We start from the raw sequence: 1,225 nt of genomic DNA, 5'->3' as shown, positions 1-1,225 counted from the left end.
CGAGGGCCAGAAGGTCGAGTTCGACGTTACGCAGGGCCAGAAGGGCCCGCAGGCCGAGAACATTCGTCCGCTGTAGTTTTTCTGCCACGGCACCCGCCTAGCAGCGAGGGGCCCGCACCGCGTACATGATGCCCGGTGCGGGCCCCTCGACATTGCGCCACGACGCATTCCCCGGTCGTTCAGGCTCTCTGGCTCCGCCACCGGCGGCCATCCCCACGCGAGGCGCACAGCGCCGCGTGCGGATCGGCGCCCTACCGTGACATCTCACGGTTCGAGGTTCTTCGCTCCCGCCCTGTTCGGTGAGTGCCGACCGTAGGTGACGTGCCGCACGGTTCTACCGTCCACGCTCCACCCGTCGCATCTCTCGGCCCGTTCCCTTGCGGTCTCCGCCGGCGCCCCGCGTCACGGAGCCTTCCTCGTGACGTGCCGCCTAGGAAGGTTTCCCGCATGAACCGCTCCAGTCGCTCCTCGTACCAGAACGCCAACTCCCGCTCCGCCGGCGCCTACGGATCCCGCTCCGGCGGCAGCTCCTTCTACGGCGGCCGGCGCACCTCCGATCGCAACGCCCGTCAGGGCTCCTCCCCGCAGGGCGAGTTCGCGATGCCGGTGAGCACCACCCCGGCACTGCCGGCCGTCAAGTCCTTCGACGAACTGGACATTCCGAAGGTCCTGCTGTCGGAGCTGACCCGCCAAGGCGTCACCGAGCCGTTCCCGATCCAGGCCGCGACGCTGCCGAACTCGCTGGCCGGCCGCGACGTCCTCGGACGAGGCCGCACCGGCTCCGGCAAGACCATCGCGTTCGGCCTCGCCGCGCTGGCCCGCACCGCCGGACACCGCGCCGAGCCCCGCCGCCCGCTCGCCCTGGTGCTGGTCCCCACCCGTGAGCTCGCGCAGCAGGTCACCGAGGCTCTCACCCCCTACGCCCACGCGGTACGACTCCGCCTTGCGACCGTGGTGGGCGGGATGTCGATCGGCCGGCAGGCACAGGCGCTGAACCGCGGCGCGGAGGTCGTGGTAGCCACCCCCGGCCGACTCAAAGATCTGATCCAGCGCGGCGACTGCCAGCTGGACGGGGTCGCCGTCACGGTGCTCGACGAGGCCGACCAGATGGCCGACATGGGTTTCCTGCCGCAGGTCACCGAACTCCTGGAGCAGGTCGCCGAAGGCTGCCAGACGATGCTGTTCTCCGCCACCCTGGACCGCAACGTCGACCGCCTGGTGCGGC

The 1,225-nt window shown here is 70.7% G+C and carries 2 protein-coding genes; both read left to right on the top strand.

Features of this window, described 5'->3' with window-relative positions:
- Positions 1–76: cold shock domain-containing protein (locus ABZ641_RS38255; protein ID WP_359989270.1), on the top strand; the 76-nt coding region annotated here is incomplete at its 5' end.
- A gap of 371 nt (positions 77–447) precedes the next feature.
- A partial coding sequence (locus ABZ641_RS38250; protein ID WP_359989268.1) for a DEAD/DEAH box helicase occupies positions 448–1,225 on the top strand: 778 nt, incomplete at its 3' end.

Source organism: Kitasatospora sp. NPDC007106, from assembly GCF_040634455.1.
GTDB lineage: Bacteria > Actinomycetota > Actinomycetes > Streptomycetales > Streptomycetaceae > Kitasatospora > Kitasatospora arboriphila.
The sequence above is the reverse complement of the archived record's forward strand: the minus strand, read 5'-3'. Positions and strand labels throughout refer to the sequence as shown.